This window comes from Clostridium sp. ATCC 25772 (assembly GCF_001573875.1).
In the GTDB taxonomy this organism is placed as follows: Bacteria; Bacillota; Clostridia; order Clostridiales; family Clostridiaceae; genus Clostridium_J; species Clostridium_J senegalense.
The window spans coordinates 1-506 of sequence record NZ_LFRG01000231.1 but is presented as its reverse complement, the minus strand read 5'-3'; the positions used below and the strand labels follow the sequence as shown (position 1 = coordinate 506).

Genomic DNA, 506 nt, shown 5'->3' with positions numbered 1-506 from the left:
AAATCTATTGTTATAGATTTTTCTTTATCTTTACTTATACAATTGATATCTCATTAATGTATGTCTATATAATATGAAAAAAATAGAGAGATAGGCGTCCCCATCTCTCTATTTTACCTAGGTTTTATTGTGCACATTTTCTTTTCAGGATAATAAATAATTTATTTATAAGTCTTAAACCTTAATTATTTAATTATAGAAGAAACAACACCTGATGCTACTGTTCTTCCACCTTCTCTTATTGCAAATCTTAATCCTTCTTCTATTGCTATTGAGTTTATTAACTCTATATTCATTTGGATGTTATCTCCAGGCATAACCATTTCTACACCTTCTGGTAACTTACAAGCTCCTGTTACGTCAGTTGTTCTGAAGTAGAATTGAGGTCTGTATCCATCGAAGAATGGAGTATGTCTTCCTCCTTCTTCTTTCTTTAATACGTATACTTCTGCATTGAACTTAGTGTGAGGCTTAACAGTTCCTGGCTTAGCTAAAACTTGTCCTCT

General features: G+C 31.6%; 1 pseudogene. It reads right to left on the bottom strand.

The features are described 5' to 3' along the window. Positions 1-185 precede the first annotated feature (185 nt). Positions 186-506 (bottom strand): annotated as a pseudogene (tuf, locus tag AZI32_RS17735) (elongation factor Tu); the annotation flags it as partial.